We start from the raw sequence: 17,657 nt of genomic DNA, 5'->3' as shown, positions 1-17,657 counted from the left end.
CGGCCACCGAGATCTGCCACGCCCGGCGACGACCCCATCGCCATGGAGCAGACATGCTCGTGCGGAGTGGCTCGCACTGAGGTGGGAGGAGGAGGGGCCGAGACTCGGCACCCTCGAGCCCGGCCCGAGCAGAACTCGGGAGGCGTGCACGATCTCGAGCAAGCGATCGTCCCTGCCGGCACGTTCGCGATGGGGGACTCCTCCGGTGACGCCAACCTTCAGGATGGTGAATCGCCCGTGCACACCGTCGCGCTCAGCGCCTTCTCGATCGACGCGACAGCGGTGACGAACCTCGCGTTCGCCGCCTTCGTCGAATCCACGGGCTACCGCACCGAGGCCGAAGTGTTCGGATACTCCGCGGTCTTCCACCTCGCTCTCTCAGCACCCGAGGTCGACATCATGGGCGTCGCCGCGGGGTCTCCGTGGTGGCGCGGAGTCCGAGGTGCGCAGTGGCGCCGCCCCGGCGGTTCCGGCTCGTCGATCGAGGGCCTTGAGGATCACCCCGCAGTTCATGTCTCGTGGAACGATGCGACGGCCTACTGCGTCTGGGCGGGTCGACGCCTTCCGACGGAAGCGGAGTGGGAGTACGCGTCTCGCGGAGGCCTCGACGCGTCCAGATACCCGTGGGGCGACCAGCCTCCCGACGAGGGCGGGCGGTGGCGAGCCAACATCTGGCAAGGTGACTTCCCGGTGACGAACACCTCCGACGATGGATTCATCACGACGGCGCCCGTGAAGGCCTACGCCCCGAACGGCTACGGTCTATGGCAGACGGTCGGCAACGTCTGGGAGTGGTGCGCCGACCGGTTCGATGCTTCGTACTACCGATACAGCCCCGATCGTGATCCGCAGGGCCCGACTTCCGGCGACACCCGCGTGCTGCGAGGCGGAAGCTACCTGTGCCATGACTCGTACTGCAATCGCTACCGCAACTCGGCGCGCACTCACAACACTCCGGACTCGTCCACGGCCAATACGGGATTCAGAACCGTCGCGGTGTCCGGCGCCATGGGCTCCCGAGCTTCAGTGGAAATGCAGCCAATCGATCCCGACTGACCCGCCAGCCGGAGTCCACCGGACCACGATGCTCTCGAGGTCGTCGAGTGGCTCGACCGCCAGAGTGAGCTCGGCCAGTCCCTCCTCATCGAGCATCACGGCGCCCCGAGCGATCGTTCCGTCATCGCTACGGCGCGAGAGGATGACGTCGGCCGAAGCCCGGGGAGTGCCAGCCGCGCCGATCGCCACGGAAGTCGACCCGAGGAGGCCCTCGATGTTGGGGAACTCCACACGCGCGTCCGTCCCGTGACACCCCATCACCACGAAGTCGTCAGTGTGCCGATCGAGCTGGAGCTTTTCGGCGCCGAGCACTCGGAAGTACTCCGCGGCGCGGATGCGACCCCGGCGGGCCTCGTACCGGCCGACCCCGGTCAGATCGACGCGGATCGGCGCGATCGTGCCGTCAGACCGGTAGTGGACGTAGCTGATGAACGTGTCTCGGAAGTAGCGGTTGCCGGTTTGCGAGATGTCGCAGTAGGCGAAGTAGGTCTGCCCGTGCCAGGAGAAGAACGAGCCATGGCGACCCTGCGCGGGCCCGAGAGGCCACGTCGGCTGGTCGAGGCCGGTCGGGAAGCTCGAGTCGTCGATCACGCAACCGCGATACGTGTACGGCCCGAACAGCGCGAGTGACGTCGCATAGAAGGCACCCCACGACAGGTAGTACAGGTCGCCTTCGCGGTGCAGGAACGGCTTGTCGTCCGTGCCCCTGCCCTCGAAAGGACTGCCCTCCGCGTACGTGTACGGTCCCTGCGCATCCTGGATGCGCAGCTGACGCGGCGGCTCGGCCAGGGAGACCATGTCCTCGCCGAGCTCGGCGATGAAGTAGTCCCAGGCACCGAACACGATGTACCGCCGACCGCCCTCGCTGAAGATGCCGGGGTCGTAGTGCTGAGTCGATGTGAGCCCCTCCGCGAGAAGGGGAGCGCCCAGGGGGTCAGACCAGGGGCCCACCGGCGTCGGACCGGCGACGACGCCGACCCGGGCATCCCCCTCGGAGAAATACCAGAAGTACCGACCATCTTTCTCGGCGGCGTCGGTAGCCCAGGCTGACGTGAACTCCACCGCTCCGCGCAAGTACGTATCGTCGGGCGAGAGTGTCGAAGCATGCTGCCAGTGCACCAAGTCGAGCGAGCTCCACACCTGCCAATCCGCCATCACGAACGAGTCGTTTGACGGGGACAGATCGTGCGATGCGTACAGGTACGCGGTGTCGCCGAAGATGCGGATGTGCGGGTCGTTCACTCCCTGGTTCGGGATGACGGGGTTACCCGACATCACTCACCGTCCCAGGATTCCCGGACCACGAGCGTCGCCGCGTCGGGATCGAGCTCGAGCGAGGCCAGGGCGGCGAGCCCTCGGGCATCGGCCGGCGCGCCCAGCCGCAAGGTCACGTTGCTCGACAGGGCGTCGAAATCGACGTCGGCGAGATCGGCGAAATGCTCGCACGCCTCGGCCCGCAGCTGCTCGAGCGTCGCTCGCGTGCGGACGTTGTACGCCAAGTTCATGGATTCCTTACCGCTTCGCCTGTCGATCAGGATTTCCCGCTGATCCGGCGCGGACCAGATGTACTTCCACAGTGGCGTGATGACTGCGTACATGCCCATCACCCCAGCCTGGTACTGGCCGTAGACGTGGCGGTCGTTGAGGGGGTCGGCGAGCGACAGTCCTTCGCGTTCGGCCGACTTTCCCGCGGCCGCGGCGATCGTCGGGTACACGTCGATGAGGCTCACAGGAGATTGGACGACCGAGCCGGCGACGAAGCCAGGGCCGCGAACGAGCAACGGCACTCGCGCGGCCGCATCGAGGAAGCTCCGCTTGCCGAAGGTTCCATAGTCGCCCAGGAACTCGCCGTGGTCCGCGGTCAGGATCACGAGTGTGCTCTCGGCGAGGCCGCGGTCGTCGAGCTCCGTGAGGATACGGCCGATCTGCGCATCGACGTGCGCCACCGACGCGTAGTAGTACGCACGGATCAGTTGCAGGAGCCGGCGATCGCGTCCGCCATCGCGATACTTGTAGCGCTCCTGGAGGCGGTTGTACACCGTCATGAGGGCTTCCCCGCCCTGCGGCTCGAACGGCTCGGGGAGCAAAGAGGGGGCGAGACGGCGGTGCCATGGCGCCGGCGGAGCGAATGGCGGGTGCGGCGCGATGAAGCTCGACCAGAGGAAGAACGGCGCGTCGTCGTCGCGTTCCTCGATGAAGGCAATGGAGCGGTCCGCGACCCAGTGCGAAAAGTGATGCTCCTCCGGAACCGGAGACAACTGCGGGATGTAGTACATCTCGTCTCGGAGTCCGTGAGGATGCTCGACGTAACCGAACCCGACCTCCTCTAGATACGCGAGATAGTCGTCATCGTCGACGGTTCCGAATTCCTCGCCCGTATCGCGTGAGACGAAGCCTCGAAGTTCCTGGCCGTCGGGCGTGAAGTGCATCTTCCCCACCCCGTGAGTGACGTACCCGGCGTCGGTGAGCAGATCCATGACCGTCGAGGTGTCGGGCATCGGCATCTCGTTCTCGTAGCACGCATTGGTCTGCGGCTCGTTGCCGGTGATCAGGGATGCGCGTGACGGCACGCAGACGGGAGACGCCGTGTAGGCCGACGTGTATCGGGCCCCTTCCCGAGCGAGCCGATCCATGTTCGGAGTGGGAACGATGGTGCCGCCGTAGGCGCCGATAGCGTCTGCGCGCAACTGATCGCACATGATGAGCAGAACATTGGATGGAGTCACTGGAGCGTCTTCCTCGTGGTCTGGCGAACGGGCCCGAGTCCGTGCGGCACATCGGCCGAGATCGGTGCAGACGAGCCGGAGCCGACGAGGGTGAACTCGCCGGCGAAGTGGCAGGCGACCCCATGCTCGGCCTCCGGATCGGCAGTCGGCTTCTCCGTGCGGCAGATCTCTCGGTCGGTGCGCATGGTGGGGCCGATCGGGCACCTCGTGTGGAATCGGCATCCGCTCGGCGGGTTCAACGGTGTGGGCACTTCTCCTTGCAGGATCACGCGTTGTCGCGACAGCGCAGACGGGTCCGGATCCGGCACAGCGGAGAGCAGGCTCACCGTGTAGGGGTGCTGAGGATTGCCGGTCACCTGCTCGGCAGTGCCCTGCTCGACGATCTGACCGAGATACATGACCATGATCCGGTCGGCGATGTGACGGACGGTGGCGAGATCGTGTCCGATGAACAAGTAGGACAGCCCGAGCCTGGTCTGCAGCTCCTTCAGCAGGTTGATGATCTGCGCCTGTAGCGACACGTCAAGAGCTGCGACTGCCTCATCGCAGACGATGAGCTGCGGGTCGACCGCCAAGGCGCGCGCGATGACGAGACGCTGGCGCTGCCCGCCCGAGAACTCGTGCGGGAACCGATTGGCGATCGACGCATCCATGCCGACGAGTTCGAGCAGAGCGTCTCTGCGGTCGCGCAACTCCTGGCCGCGCATCCCTTGAAGCGCCAGCGGCTCGGACAGCATGCTCCCCACGGTTCGTCGCGGGTTCAGAGCCGACATCGGATTCTGGAAGACGATCTGCACATTGCGGTTGTACCGGCGCCGTGCGGCGGCACTGAGCACGGTGGAATCCTGGCCGGCATATCGGATCGAGCCGCCGGTGGGCGACTCGACCCCGAGCACGAGCTTCGCGATCGTGGACTTCCCGCACCCTGACTCGCCCACGAGGCCGAGCGTCTCGCCCTGATGGACATCGAACGTTACGCCGTCGACGGCTCGAACCTGCTGCCTGCGCCCGAACGCGCGCGCGCGCGGGCCGTCGAACTGCTTGGTGAGATCCGCAACCTGCAGAAGCGCAGCGCCACGGGGCGCGGCTGCCCTCGGCGCCTGGTCGATCTCGAGTCCCAGCTCGGGGCGCGGTGGCAGCGACGTCGTGCCGTCGCTCACCCAGCATGCGTGGCGCCGCGCTCCTTCGCCGGGTTCCAGAGCGGGTGCCTCGACGAAGCATCGAGCAACAGCGAGGGGATCGCGCGGAGCGTACGAGCATCCGATGATGGGCTCGCGCATCGTCGGCGGGCGACCCGAGATCGCGACGAGGGGCACGTCGCGCGGCTGCGAGAGCTTGGGCGTCGCGGCCAGCAGGTCGCGCGTGTACGGGTGCTGAGGGTTCGCGAACACCTCGGCGGTCGGCCCGGTCTCGACGATCTTTCCGCCGTACATCACCGCGACGCGCTGGCAGAGCTGGGCGACGACACCGAGGTTGTGGGTGATCAGGATGACAGCGGTGCCGCGGTCGCGGTTGAGTGTGTCGAGAACGTCCAAGATCTGGGCCTGGACCGTCACGTCGAGTGCGGTGGTGGGCTCGTCGGCGATGATGACCTCGGGATCATTGGCCAGTGCCATGGCGATCATGACCCGCTGCGACATCCCCCCGCTGAAGGCGAGCGGATAGTCACGCAGCCGTGCCTCCGGATCGGGGATTCCGACCTGATGCATGAGCTCGATCGCCCGCGCGTTGGCCGCCGACGCGGAGATCGCGCTATGGGCTCTGATCGCCTCGCCCAGCTGATCCCGAATACGCATCAGGGGGTCGAGGGCTGCCACAGGGTCCTGGAAGATCATGCTCATCGCGGCCCCCCGCATCTGGCGGAGCTCGTCTCGCGACTTCGCGAGAACATCGACCCCCTTGAACGTGATCGACCCGCTCTCGATGCGGCCGGGCGCACGCACCATATTCATGAGTGAGGTCGCTGTGACCGACTTGCCCGACCCGGACTCGCCCACGATGGCGAGTGTCTCGCCCGCAGACAGATCGAATGAGACTCCTCTCACCGCCTGAACAGGGCCATCGGAAGTGTGGAACGTGGTGACGAGGTCTCGAACGGAGAGCAGCGGGATCATGAAGGCGCCTAGGTTCGGGCCGGTGCTACCGGCGAAGGAGGCGGCGGTTGAGACCATCGCCGATGACGTTGAAGCAGAGAACCAGAGCAGTCAGGATGACCATGGGCGCGATTGCGTAGAGCGGTGCGATCGCCAGGAAGCTGCTGCTGCTGCGGAGGAGTGATCCGAGCGACGGCTCGGGCGGCCTGACGCCGATGCCGACGAAGCTCATCGCGCCCTCGATGAACACAGCGATCGACAGGCTCAGGGCAGCCTGCACGATGAGCGCGTCGACGGCGTTCGGTAGCACGTGCCGGACGAGCACTCGGATCGGCCCCGCCCCGGTGACCCGAGCTGCAGTGACGTAGTCGCGAACCTGCTGCGAGCGAACCGCGCTCCGCGTCAGGCGCCCGAACAGAGGGACGTTGACCAAGGCCACCGTGATTAGGACCGCCTCGATACCGGCGCCGACGATCGCGGCCACCACGATTCCCATCACAAGGCTCGAGAAGGCGAGCGAGACATCCAGGATCCGCTGCAGCACGGCATCGAGGATTCGGTTCAGACCGCTGGCGAGACCGAGCAGGATGCCCATGAGTGCGCCTATCGGCACCGCGATCACACCCACGAGCGCGTCCTGGCGTATGCCGAACAGCACACGACTGAACAGATCGCGTCCGAACTCATCGGTGCCGAGCCAGTGCTCGGCGCTGGGAGGCGCGAATGCCTGACCGCCCTGGAGATAGGGCGACTGCAAGGGCAGGAAGGGCGCGAGAAGTCCGACCGACACGAAGATGATGACGATCACCGTCGCGATGAACACCCCAGGGTCAGCCAAGGTCCCTCGCAGCGCGGACGGGAGTCGTCGGGATCGTGCTGGGGAGAGCTCGGGAATGGCGGTCATCGGATTCCCATTCGAACGCGCGGATCGAGAGCCGCGTCGGCCAGGTCGGTCAGCGTTTGCATGACGACGAATACGGCCACGGCGAGAAGCAGCAGCACTTGGGTCAGGAGGTAGTCACGGGTGATGACGGACTGCAAAATCAGTTGGCCGACCCCGGGCCAGGCGAAGACGACCTCCACGATGATCGCGCCGGCCAGAAGCTGCCCGATCTGGATGCCGAGGACGGTGAGGACCGGCGGCAGGGAGTTGGGAATGACGTGACGGGCGAAGAGCGTCGTCGTGGTGAGCCCCTTCGCGATCCCAGCCTGCACGAAGTCCTCCTCCCTCTGGCGTCGCATCGATGCGGCCAGGAACCGGGCGATGGTGGCTCCGGTTGGAAGCGCCAGCGTGACGGCGGGGAGCAGGAGATACGGAATGGCGCCGACTGGGTCGCCGAGCCCGGGACCGACACCGCCCGAGGGAAGCACGCCCAGATAGATCGAGAAGACAAGGGTGAGGAAGACGCCCGTGACGTACGGAGGAACAGCGAACGCCACTGAATTCGCTGCCGTGAAGACGCTGTTGACCGCGCGCCGACGACTGACGCCGAGGACGATCCCCACGACAGCGCCACCGACCAGAGCGAGGAGCAGAGCGCCGCCGGCGAGGAAGACGGTGTTCGGCAGGCTGTCGCCGATGAGTTCGGCGATCGGTGCGCTCAGAATGAAGCTGTCTCCGAGATTGCCCGTCAGAATCCCGCCGAGCCACGAGGCGTACTGCTGCCAGAGGGGCAGGTCGAGACCCAGTCGCGTGCGGATCGCATCGATCGTCGCCTGGTCGGCATCGGCGCCCGCAAGCGCGGCTGCCGGGTCGCCCGGCGCGAGCCTCAGGATGAAGAAGATCACCACGGACGCGACGAGCAGCACGATCAGGCCCGACAGCACCCTCTTCGCGGTGAAGATCAACACTGATTCATTCCTTTCGATCCGGTGGGGTCGGCTCGATCGAGCCGACCCCACCGTTCTCCTGCCAACCGGTCCTAGTCGAGATACACGCGATCCAGGATCGGGTAGTCGAGAATCGTCGTTTCGAACCCGTTGATCGACGATGAGATCGCGTACGTGTGGTAGCTGCTGATCAGGTCGGAGACGAACTGCTCGTCGAGGAAGAACTCATTCAGCGCCGCGATGTTCTCCGCGGCGGCCGCTTCATCGGTCTCGACCCGCACCGCGTTCGCCAGATCCTTATAGGTCTGGTTGTCGAACTGCGAGGCGTTGCCGTTGGCGTTGAAGGGGAAGGCGCCCGTGACGAGTGTCGCTGGCGAGAGCTGACCGAAGCCGTGGACATTGATGAAGAGCCCGTCCAGTTCGCCATTGCGCAGGCGCGTCAGGAAGTCCGCAGTCTGGAGCGGTTCCGCCTGCGGCTGCAGTCCGGCCTGTTCGAGATCGAAGATGACCACCTGGGCGATGCCCGTCATGATGCCGCTGTTGGCGTCGTAGAAGACCTTGACGGGCTCACCTGCAGCGCCGGCCTCCTCGAGTGCCGCGGTCGCCGCGTCCACGTCGTAGCTGTAGAAGTTCTGCAGGGACTCGTCGAAGGCCGCGGAGGATGGCGTCCACGGGATCGAGCTCACGATGCCGTTGCCGCCAAGCACCTGGTCGAGGATTCGCTCTCGGTCGATCGCGGTCGCGATCGCCTGGCGGACCTCCTTGGAGCTCAGGAGCGGGACGTTCACATTCGACGCGACGTAGTACCCCGCGTCGGCGGCCGGAGCGTTGAAGACCTCGAAAGCAGGATCATCGCGGATGGCCGTCGCGTCGAGCGGCGCGAGGTCGACGGCAACCTGCGCCTGACCAGACCGCAGCGCCGTGAGCATCGCCTGCGAGTCGCGGACGGCCGTGACGGTCACGCTGTCGAGATAGGCCACGTCGCCCCAGTAGTCGTCGAAGCGAACCATGTCCACTCGCTGACCGGGGGTGTAGTCGTCGACCAGGAAGGGCCCGGTGCCGTTGAAGTTCTCACCGAGCAGCAGCTGGTCCACGGTCGCGTCATCGATGATCGGCATCATCTCGAAGAGGTCGAAGAGGTTCGTCACCGCGTACTCGAGCGTGATGGTGAGCTCGGTGTCGGAGACGGGGTCCATCTCCGTCACGAGGTTGGCGACGGACTTCACCTGCGACGGGATGCCCTCGGTGCGCAGGGTTTCGATGCTCGCGATCACGTCGGCGCTCGTCATCGGCGTTCCGTCATGGAAGGAGACGTCATCCCTCAGCACGAAGCTGATGACGGTGTCGGCGTCGGTGAGCTCCCACGACTCCGCCAGGGAGGGCTGCGGCTCGCCAGTCGCCACGTCCATCTGGATGAGCGAATTGAAGAGCAGGCGCTGGATGCCCAGATTCGGCTGAGTCTGCCCGAACCAGCCGTTGAGCTGGATGTCCGAGCTCTGCACGATGTTGATTGACCCACCTTGCGTCGGCTCGCTGGACGGTTCGTCCGGCCCGCTGGCGGGCGCCGCCGCAGTGCATCCTGCGAGGAGCGAGAGTGCTGCCGTCGCTGCAAGGGCGGCAGGCAGGTGACGTGGGCGCGTCATGCTGCGGCGCGAATGGGTCTGATGCATGTGACTTCCTTGTCTTGGCAGGGACCCTGACCGGATAACAGGGCCAGTGTAAATCGATTGATACGTTTCAATCGATTGAAACGCCAACTTACCTCGCGCTTATCGGTCGCGCAAGACGGATCGTCGACACGCCGCCTCTCAGATGTAACGTTTCAATTACGTTGCACGGGGAGAATCGTGGAGTGGATCAAGAAGGCCCCGTGACGATGCAGACGGTCGCGGACGCGCTGGGCCTGTCGCGCGCCACGGTCTCCCTCGCGCTCCGCGACGCGAGCAAGATCGCCGAGGAGACGCGGCTCCGCGTCCAGGCCGAGGCCGCACGACTCGGGTACATCCCTAACCGCAATGCCGTTCGTCTCCGAACCCAGCAGCGGAACGTCATCGGGCTGGTCGTCCCCGACATCACGAACCCCGTCGTCGCTGAAGCGGCGATCGGAATGCAGATGGGGCTCGAAGACCGAAGCATGATCGTCCTCCTGTCGAACACCTTCGATGACCTCACGATGCAGCGGCATGTGCTCCGCCAGCTGGTCGAGGAGCAGGTCGCGGGCGTTCTGCTGCTGCCAGCGTTGGGAACCACGGCCGTCGAGCTCGAGCGCCTGCGGGCAGCGCGCATACCCGTCGTCCTCCTCAACCGAGCCGTACCCGAGTCGGATCTTCCCATCGTCCACGTCCTCGATGCCGAAATCGTCGGAATCGCGTTCGAGCATCTCGTCGTGGAGCACGGGGCTCAATCCCTGGGGTACTTCGGCGGAATCGGTGATGCTGGTCCGCGCATACAGCGCATGGAGTCATTCAGCCGGCTGTGCGCGGCGGAGGATGTGCGCGTGATGGAGGCCTGGTCCGCCCCATCGCCATCGAGCGCCATCGCGGCGCGAGAACTCGCTCACCGGCTGCTCGGCTCGGCCGAGCCGCTGCCGGATGCCCTCATCGTGCACAACGACATCATCGCCATCGGTGTCCTCAGAGCCTTGAACGAGTTCTCGATCTCGCCGAGCGAGCTCCGGGTCGTCAGCATCGACGACGTGGAGCTCGCGTCGATCACCACACCGAGTCTCTCCTCCGTCTCGATTCACCCCCGTGACCTCGGCCGAACCGCAGGACATCGGCTCCTCGCCGCTCTCTCCGGTGAGGTATTCGACGGAGCGCTGGAGGCGCCCTCGTTGGCACGACGAGAGTCGTGCGGTTGCGGGTCGGCACCCGTGGCCGTCGGATAGTCCGCATCCCTGGTGCCTGGTCCCCGCAGAGACGAGCACGCTCTCGCGAAGGTGCGTGTACTTGTATGACAATCTGATAGCTTCTCCCCCGTGAGCATCGACGCCCTGGCCGTCACGTCGGTCCCCGAGGCCGTATACGAGGCCCTTCGGGAGCGGATTCTCACTCAGCGTGAGGCCCCGGGAGCCGCCGTCACCGAACAGGCCGTCGCTGACCGCTTCGGGGTCGCCCGCCCGACGGCGAAGGTCGCGCTGGAGCGACTCGTCGCCGAAGGGCTGCTGCGGCGCACGGCGCACAAGACCGCGCGAGTGCCGCAACTGTCGCGCGACGACATCGTCGACCTGTACGCGAACCGCGCGATCGTCGAGGAGGCGGCGTTGCGCGCCCTCGCCACTCGCGGCATCGTGCCGTCGGAGGCGCTCGCAGCGCAGCGGATGCTCGCCGATGCCGCCAGGGCGGCGCACGCGCCCGCCGGGTCGGCCTCCGATCGCGACGCCACGGCCCCGCTGGCCCGAGCCGACATCGCCTTCCATCGCGCGCTCGTCGAGGCGCAGCCGTCTCCCCGACTCGCACGCATGCATGCTCTGCTGATGGGCGAGATCGAGTTGTGCACGGGCCAGGTGCAAGCGCACCGCCTCCTCGCGCTCGCCGACGTCGTCGAGCAGCACCAGCGCATCCTCGATGCCGTCGCCGGCGGCGACCCCGAGGCCGCGGGCAGGCTCACCCGCGCCCACATTGAGGGTGCCCGCGACCGCCTGCTCGCCCGCTACGACGCGACGCGCAGCGCTCCGAACGACGAACCGACCGACGAGAGAGACTGACTATGGTGCAGCGCCGATTCCCCCGGCCGAGCGAGCTCGCCCCGCTCATGAAGTTCAAGACCCCCGAGCTCGACGGCAAGAAGCGCCGCCTGCAGAGCGCACTCACGATCCACGACTTGCGCGCCATCGCGCAGCGCCGCACCCCCAAGGCGCCGTTCGACTACACCGAAGGCGCGGCCGAAGGCGAGATCTCGCTCGGACGCGCCCGCCAGGCGTTCGAGGACATCGAGTTCCACCCCGCGATCCTGCGCGATGTCAGCCGCGTCGATACCGGGTGGGAGGTGCTCGGCGAGAGCGTCGAGCTGCCGTTCGGTATCGCGCCGACCGGCTTCACCCGGATGATGCACACCGAGGGCGAGATCGCGGGGGCGACAGCGGCGGCCGCCGCGGGCATCCCGTTCGCGCTGTCGACGATGGGCACCACGAGCATCGAGGGCGTGCGGGATGCGGCGCCGACCGGTCGGAACTGGTTCCAGCTCTACATGTGGAAGGACCGCGAGAAGTCGATGCAGCTCGTCGAGCGCGCCGCCGCCGCGGGCTTCGACACGCTGCTCGTGACGGTCGACGTGCCCGTCGCCGGAGCGCGCCTGCGCGACAAGCGCAACGGGTTTTCGATCCCGCCCGCGCTCACGGTCGGCACGATCGCCAACGCGATCCCCCGCCCGTGGTGGTGGTGGGACTTCCTGACCACCGAGCCGCTCGCGTTCGCGAGCCTGTCGAGCTGGGACGGCACGGTCGCCGAGCTGCTCGACTTCATGTTCGACCCCACCGTCACCTACGAGGACCTGGCGTGGATCAAGGAGCAGTGGCCCGGCAAGCTCGTCGTCAAGGGCGTGCAGACGGTCGCCGACGCCAAGCGCCTCGCCGACCTCGGCGTCGACGGCATCACCCTCTCGAACCACGGCGGCCGCCAGCTCGACCGCGCGCCGATCCCGTTCCACCTGCTGCCCGAGGTCGTGCGCGAGGTCGGCCGCGACACCGAGGTGCACCTCGACACGGGCATCATGTCCGGTGCCGACATCGTCGCGTCGATCGCGCTCGGGGCGCGGTTCACCCTCATCGGCCGCGCCTACCTGTACGGCCTCATGGCCGGCGGGCGCGAGGGCGTCGACCGCGCCATCCAGATCCTCGGCGACCAGGTGGCCCGCACGATGCGGCTGCTCGGGGTCAGTTCCCTCGACGAGCTCGAGCCGGGCCACGTGACCCAGCTTCAGCGGCTCGTCCCGCGCGGCTAGAGCCCGACCCCGCGCGAGCGCAGGTCCTCCGCGAACGCGCGGCGCAGGTCGTCGTCGACCGCGAGCGCCGACGCGGCGATCGAGTCGAGCACCGACTCCACGCGGGTCGAGCCGATGACGGGCCACGCTCCGGGCATGGCGTCGAGCATCGCGGCGAGCGCCGCACGATGCACCGAGGTGCCGTGCGCCGTCGCGGCGGCGGCGACGCGGGGCACGCGGGTCGCGAGCGGCTCGGCCTTGGGCCCGCCGAACGGCGCGTAGGCGAGGAAGGGGATGCCCGCCTCGACGCAGTAGCGGTACTCGGTCGCCGGGTCGACGCCGAAGCCGAAGCGGTTCTCCACCGCGTCGATCTCGGCGATCGCCCGGGCGCGGTCGAGCAGCTCGACCGAGGCGTTCGAGAGGCCGATCGCCTCGACCACCCCCTCCTCGCGCAGGGCGGCCAGCTCGCGCACCGACGCGTCGATGTCGTCGACGCGGTCGGCGCGGTGCAGCAGCAGCAGGGACGGCGGGGCGCCGAGCACCTCGCGGCTGCGCAGCGCGTCGGCCCGGACGCGCTCGGGCGACCCGTCGACATCCCACGCCGCCCGCGCGACGCGGAAGTGGCCGGCCTTCGTGATGATGGGGATGCCCGGGGCCTGCGCGCGCGCCGCCTGCGCGATGCGCTCTCCCGCGGCATCGTCGTCGACCGTGGCATAGGCGCGTGCGGTGTCGATCGCCCGCACGCCCGCGTCCACGGCCGCGCGGACGACCTCGAGCGCCCCGTCGATCGTCGCGCCCTCCTTGAGCACCAGGGAGGCGACGCCGAGCACGACGCCGCCGGGCGGGAGCGAGAATCGCGTCATCGCGCGCTCACGGTGCTCGCGCGGCCGCATCGTCGCGTCGTCGGGGTCATGCCTCCACCGTAGGGCTCTGACGGGTCTCCCGTCGCCCCCGCGCCCGGCGCTCGTGCGCGCGGAGCACGCGCGGCGCCGCGTGCCGCACGGCCCGGATACCCCCGGTCAGCCGGCGAGCTCGGCCTCGACGCGCCGCAGGTGCCCCGCGTAGCCGCCGGCGGTGCGGCCGTCGAACCGCGCGGAGGTCTCGACCTCGCACGCGTCGCTCGCGACCTCGTCGACGCCGAGAGCGCGCAGCCGGGCGACGAGGTCGACGTCCTCGTGCTCGTCGAGCCCGGCGAAGCCGCCCGCCGCGCGGTACGCGGCCGCCGAGACCCCGAGGTTCGCACCGTGCACGTGCCCGTTCGGGAAGCCCCGGCGGTGCGTCGCCGTCCAGTGGGCGACGTGCGCGGGCGAGAGCTCCGCGAAGCGCGGTCGCACGGTGCCGATCATGAGCGCGCGACCCTCGCGGTGCAGCCGCCACTGCTCGGCGAGCCAGTTCTCGGGCACGGTCGAGTCGGCGTCGGTGCAGGAGATCCACTGGGCGCCACGGTCGAGCACGGCCGAGACACCCCGCGCTCGCGCGAGGCCGACGCCGACGGGCGCGAGCTCGACGACCTCGACCCCGGCGAACCCGCGCGCGACGTCGGTGGTCGAGTCCGAGCATCCGTCTGCCACGACGACGACCACGACGGGAACCGTCACGAGCGCGGAAGCCCGCGCGATCGAGGCGAGGCAGTCGCCGATGAGATCCTCCTCGTCGCGGGCCGGGATGACGACGCCGATGCTCATGCGAGCCCCTCGCGCTCGGCGACCGAGCGGCCGTCGCGCGCGTACACCTCGAGCACGAAGTCGCGTTCGACGTGACTGACCGTTCGCTCGAGCGACGACCGTGCGAGGCGCGCGTGCACGTCGTCGCCCCGCAGCGGGTAGTCGGCGACGGGATGCCGCCAGTGGCAGGCGACGAGCGCTCCAGCCGGGTGCAGCGCGGCCTCGATCGCGACCACGAGCCGGTCGAGGGCGTCGAGGTCGGCGTAGTAGCCGACCTCGGAGAGCACGATGAGGTCGAACACGCCGTCGGGGAGGGCGCGGAGGGCGTCGCGATGCTCGATGCGGACGGCGGCGGACGACGCGTGGTGGGCGAGCCGCCGTCGGGCGAGGGCGACGGCCTCCTCGGCGATGTCGACGGCGAGCAGCGCGTCGCACCGCTCGGCGAGGCGCTCGGTCAGCAGCCCGATCGAGCAGCCGATCTCGAGCGCCGAGGAGTACCGCTCGGCGGGCAGAACAGCCATCGTCGCGTCGCGCTTGCGCCGCTCGTACCAGCGCGAGGCGAGCCGCCACGGGTCGTCGCGGCGGGCGTAGAGGGCGTCGAAGTAGTCGGCGCCGAGCGGGGCCGCGGGCGGGGCGGCGGCGGGCGCGGCCTCCTCCACCACGAACAGCTCGATGCCCCCTCGGAAGTTCTCGAGGAACCGCGCGTGCAGCATCGGCTCCTCCCCCGCGTGCTGCGAGGAGTGCGCGTCGATCGCGGCCGACTTGCGGCGCGCGTCGATCGCCAGCGCGCGCATCGACTCCCACGGCACCGCGGCGTGGTCGGGGTCGGCCCAGTGGCGCATCCAGATCGGGTAGGCGAGCAGCGTCAGCCAGGCGGCGTCGCGCGCGACGAGCTCGCGCACGATCTCGCCGACGACGCGGTGGTCGCGGTGGCCGTCGCCCGTCCAGGGCGCGGCGACGAGGATGCGGCCGGGCGCGCCGGCCGTCGTGCCGTCGGGCTCCTCTCTGACGACCGCTTCGAGCACCGCGGCGAGCGCCGCCGCGATCCCCTCGCGGTGCTCGCGCGTCCCCCCGTCCGGGAACCCCAGCAGCACGGGCGCCGTCGTCACCCCGAGCAGGTCGAGCGCTACGAGCAGCTCGCCCGCGCGTCGACGCCCGATGCGCGCGTCGTCGGGGTGCGACCCGGCGCCGTCGGTCACGACGACGACCGTCACGGGCAGGCCGCGCTCCGCGCACGTAGCGATGAGCCCGCCGGCGCCGAGCGTCTCGTCGTCGGGGTGCGCGGCGATGACGACGAGGGCGGTCGCGCCGTCGAGGTCGAGGGGCGGACGATCGTGGGTCCGGGCATCCGCCGCCCACACGGCCGCGCTCGTGCCGGGGGCCGCCGCATCGAACGTCACCATGGCGCCTCGCTCGCGGTCAGCGCCTCGCCGAGGGAGGCGAGGTCGCGCTCGGCGTGGTGCTGGCGCACGTAGAGCTGGAGGTCGGCGACGCGCTTGGCGTGCTCGGCGTCGAGGGCGAGCGGGGCGGGGCCGAGCGCGCGGGCAGTGCGGGCGAGCACGTCGTCGCACGTGCGGGCGACGGTCGCGCGCACGCGCTTGGCGAGGATGCGCGCCGTCGCGCGGTCGGCTCCGGGGGCGCGGCGGGCCGCGTCGGCGAGGACGAGGCGGGCGGCCTCGAGCTGCTCGTCGATCGCGCCGAGATGCGCAAGACCGTGAGCGTCCGCGCGGGCGGCAAGTGCCGAATGCAGGGAGCGGGCGAGACCGACCGCGCCGCCGAACCAGCACGCGGCGACGCCCGTGCCGCCGATCGCGAAGCCGGGCCGCTGCAGGTACCAGCCGTCGGCGCCGACGGGCTCGGCCGCGACGTCGGCGAAGCGCACCGGCCCGCTCGGGATCTCGCTCAGCCCGCGTGCCGCCCAGGCTCCCTCGGCGACCGCGACGCCGGGGGCGCGCAGGTCGACGGCGAAGAGGCGCCGGGTGCCCGCGTCGTCGAGGTGGGCGGTCACAAGGGCGCGATCGAGGATGCCCGCGAGCGAGCACCACGGCTTCACCCCGTCGAGCCTCCAGCCGTGGGCGGTCGGCCGCGCGCGCAGGGGCTCGTCGCCGCCCTCCGCCGCGAAGACGCCCCAGACGGCGGCGGGGTCGCGGTCGAGGGACCCGGCATCGGCGGTCGCGGTCGCCTTGGCCTCGGCGAGGATGCTCAGCGCATCGAGGTGCGGCTCAACGACCCGCGCCGCGCCGAGGTCGACGGCCCCGAGCGTCGCGAGCGCCTCCCACCGGTCGAGCAGCGCGTCGCCCGCCGAGGCCGGCGCCGGACCGGCTGACCGTTCGCGGGCATCCGCGCCGACATCGAGCGCACCGAGGTCGCGCGCCGTGTCGATCGCGTCGGGCACCGAGCGCGGAGCGAGCCGCTCGGCGAGCAACGTGCGGGGCCCTGGCGCGCGGGACGCGGGGTCGGAGGCCAGGCGGACACGCATTCCCCGACGGTAGCCAAGGGAGGCGGGTGACGCGCGGCGCCGGTCAGGCTCCTCTCAGTCGGCGAGCGCCGCCGCGACCGCCGCACGGGCCTGGATGCGCGTCGTCGGGTGGACGGCGACGTCGACATCGTCGGCGCCGACGAGCAGCTCGATCTCCGTGCAGCCGAGGACGACGCCCTCGGCTCCGCGCTCGACGAGGCGCTCGACGACCTCGCGGTACGCCTGCCGCGACTCCTGACGCACGACGCCGTGCACGAGCTCGCCGTAGATGATGTCGTGCACGACGGAGCGATCGCCCTCCTCGGGCACGATCACGGTGATGCCGCGCGCCTCCAGGCGCTCGCGGTAGAAGGCCTTCTCCATAGTGAATCGGGTGCCGAGCAGCCCGACGGCGCGCTGACCGCCGGCCTGGATCGCGTCAGCCGTCACGTCGGCGATGTGGAGGAAGGGCACGTCGACGGCGCTCTCGATGCGGTCGGCGACCAGGTGCATGGTGTTCGTGCACAGCATGATGAGCTCTGCGCCCGCCCGTTCGAGCGCCTGCGCCTCCCGCGCGAGGACCGCTCCCGCGGCATCCCAGTCGTCGGCAGCCTGCAGCGCCTCGATCTCGGCGAAATCGACCGAGGTCATGACGGCGCGTGCCGAGTGGAAGCCGCCGAGACGGTCGCGCACCTCCTCGTTGATGAGCCGGTACGAGAGCGCCGAGCTCTCCCAGCTCATGCCGCCGATGAGGCCGATCGTCTTCATGGGCGAACGCTAGCAGTGGCACAACGGGCCGGAACGGCTGCGGCTGCAACCGCGTCGCTATGAGCAAGATCTTGTTTCCTGCACTAGTTATTGCAAAATCTGGGGCGATTTTTTACATGAACTGACGACGTGCATCTAATCT

15 protein-coding genes are annotated in these 17,657 nt (G+C 69.1%); 4 read left to right on the top strand and 11 right to left on the bottom strand.

Features of this window, described 5'->3' with window-relative positions:
* The first annotated feature begins 42 nt into the window (after positions 1–42).
* On the top strand, positions 43–1,056 hold the full coding sequence (locus tag ASC54_RS03420) for a formylglycine-generating enzyme family protein (RefSeq protein WP_082514944.1): 1,014 nt from the start codon (positions 43–45) through the stop codon (positions 1,054–1,056).
* Here the strand turns inward: ASC54_RS03420 and ASC54_RS03415 are convergent.
* The 6 genes from ASC54_RS03415 to ASC54_RS03390 all read right to left on the bottom strand — a co-directional run bounded on the left by ASC54_RS03415 (position 1,024) and on the right by ASC54_RS03390 (position 9,207).
* Positions 1,024–2,331 carry a family 43 glycosylhydrolase gene (locus tag ASC54_RS03415; protein ID WP_055857513.1) on the bottom strand — a complete coding sequence of 436 codons (1,308 nt, stop codon included), beginning with the start codon at positions 2,329–2,331 and terminating at the stop codon, positions 1,024–1,026. The two genes, ASC54_RS03420 and ASC54_RS03415, sit on opposite strands and share 33 nt — an antisense overlap.
* A complete protein-coding gene (locus tag ASC54_RS03410) occupies positions 2,331–3,782 on the bottom strand; it encodes a sulfatase (RefSeq protein ID WP_055857516.1) in 1,452 nt (483 codons plus the stop codon). Before ASC54_RS03410 ends, ASC54_RS03415 begins: the two co-directional genes overlap by 1 nt.
* Complete coding sequence (locus tag ASC54_RS03405; RefSeq protein WP_055896687.1) at positions 3,779–5,896, bottom strand: ABC transporter ATP-binding protein; 2,118 nt, start codon at positions 5,894–5,896, stop codon at positions 3,779–3,781. The genes ASC54_RS03410 and ASC54_RS03405 overlap by 4 nt, the downstream gene beginning before the upstream one ends.
* Positions 5,897–5,921: 25 nt before the next feature.
* Complete coding sequence (locus tag ASC54_RS03400; protein ID WP_055857518.1) at positions 5,922–6,779, bottom strand: ABC transporter permease; 858 nt, start codon at positions 6,777–6,779, stop codon at positions 5,922–5,924.
* Entirely contained in the window at positions 6,776–7,726 is a 951-nt protein-coding gene (locus ASC54_RS03395; protein WP_055857521.1) for an ABC transporter permease, read from the bottom strand. Before ASC54_RS03395 ends, ASC54_RS03400 begins: the two co-directional genes overlap by 4 nt.
* A 71-nt stretch (positions 7,727–7,797) precedes the next feature.
* A complete protein-coding gene (locus tag ASC54_RS03390; RefSeq protein ID WP_055896684.1) occupies positions 7,798–9,207 on the bottom strand; it encodes an ABC transporter substrate-binding protein in 1,410 nt (469 codons plus the stop codon).
* A 374-nt stretch (positions 9,208–9,581) separates the two neighbouring features.
* On the opposite strand from ASC54_RS03390, the gene ASC54_RS03385 reads away from it, so the two are divergent.
* From ASC54_RS03385 to ASC54_RS03375, 3 genes are all read left to right on the top strand, one after another.
* Complete coding sequence (locus ASC54_RS03385) at positions 9,582–10,592, top strand: LacI family DNA-binding transcriptional regulator (protein WP_255357374.1); 1,011 nt, start codon at positions 9,582–9,584, stop codon at positions 10,590–10,592.
* Between the two features lie 90 nt (positions 10,593–10,682).
* Complete coding sequence (locus tag ASC54_RS03380) at positions 10,683–11,411, top strand: GntR family transcriptional regulator (protein ID WP_055896679.1); 729 nt, start codon at positions 10,683–10,685, stop codon at positions 11,409–11,411.
* 2 nt (positions 11,412–11,413) lie between these two features.
* Positions 11,414–12,646, top strand: coding sequence for an alpha-hydroxy acid oxidase (locus tag ASC54_RS03375; RefSeq protein WP_055896676.1), 1,233 nt, complete (start codon positions 11,414–11,416; stop codon positions 12,644–12,646).
* Here ASC54_RS03375 and ASC54_RS03370 read toward each other — a convergent pair.
* From ASC54_RS03370 to ASC54_RS03350, 5 genes are all read right to left on the bottom strand, one after another.
* Positions 12,643–13,488 carry an aldo/keto reductase gene (locus ASC54_RS03370; RefSeq protein WP_055896674.1) on the bottom strand — a complete coding sequence of 282 codons (846 nt, stop codon included), beginning with the start codon at positions 13,486–13,488 and terminating at the stop codon, positions 12,643–12,645. The genes ASC54_RS03375 and ASC54_RS03370 overlap by 4 nt on opposite strands.
* Positions 13,489–13,644: 156 nt before the next feature.
* Entirely contained in the window at positions 13,645–14,310 is a 666-nt protein-coding gene (locus tag ASC54_RS03365) for a glycosyltransferase family 2 protein (RefSeq protein ID WP_055857532.1), read from the bottom strand.
* On the bottom strand, positions 14,307–15,692 hold the full coding sequence (locus ASC54_RS03360) for a bifunctional PIG-L family deacetylase/class I SAM-dependent methyltransferase (protein WP_055896671.1): 1,386 nt from the start codon (positions 15,690–15,692) through the stop codon (positions 14,307–14,309). The genes ASC54_RS03365 and ASC54_RS03360 overlap by 4 nt, the downstream gene beginning before the upstream one ends.
* Positions 15,686–16,768 carry an acyl-CoA dehydrogenase gene (locus ASC54_RS03355; RefSeq protein ID WP_235451372.1) on the bottom strand — a complete coding sequence of 361 codons (1,083 nt, stop codon included), beginning with the start codon at positions 16,766–16,768 and terminating at the stop codon, positions 15,686–15,688. Before ASC54_RS03355 ends, ASC54_RS03360 begins: the two co-directional genes overlap by 7 nt.
* Before the next feature lie 54 nt (positions 16,769–16,822).
* Entirely contained in the window at positions 16,823–17,515 is a 693-nt protein-coding gene (locus ASC54_RS03350; protein ID WP_055896667.1) for an aspartate/glutamate racemase family protein, read from the bottom strand.
* Positions 17,516–17,657 lie beyond the last annotated feature (142 nt).

The organism is Yonghaparkia sp. Root332 (assembly GCF_001425665.1).
GTDB lineage: Bacteria > Actinomycetota > Actinomycetes > Actinomycetales > Microbacteriaceae > Microcella.
The sequence above is the reverse complement of the archived record's forward strand: the minus strand, read 5'-3'. Positions and strand labels throughout refer to the sequence as shown.